We start from the raw sequence: 411 nt of genomic DNA on the forward strand, positions 1-411 counted from the left end.
GGAAAAACGCTTCCAAGAAAAGAAGCGCATCGATGAGAAGGCGCGCTTTGACAACAAGCTCCTTGACGCGAAGAGGGAAGAAGACAGGCAGTTCGGCGCGAGAGATTCGGCCCCTCCAATGGACCGAGAGCGCACGAATGCCAAGGAAGCCAAGGAAGCCAACCAGCCTGGGCAGGGTCCAGAGAAGGAACAGGACCAGCTGAACCCGCAAGCAAAAAAGCGCGGGGTCTCTAGCTACGGCACGAGCGATGAACCTGAGCAAGCCTCCGACCAGAAGGTGGAGGAAAAGGCCAGCGCCACGCCGAAAAAAGAGACTGCGGCCTCCACGGAATCCGACGTCGTCTCTGCACCAGCCACCGATCGAGCCCATGCCATCGCGGTGACCTCGAAAGCGAGTGAGCGAAGCAAGAC

General features: G+C 59.1%; 1 protein-coding gene. It reads left to right on the forward strand.

What is annotated here, in order from left to right; translation table 11 throughout:
* The coding region (locus tag F8M74_RS37360) for a hypothetical protein (RefSeq protein ID WP_205604119.1) at positions 1–411 on the forward strand (411 nt) is incomplete at both ends.

Source organism: Myxococcus sp. CA023, assembly GCF_010998615.1.
Taxonomy (GTDB): domain Bacteria; phylum Myxococcota; class Myxococcia; order Myxococcales; family Myxococcaceae; genus Myxococcus.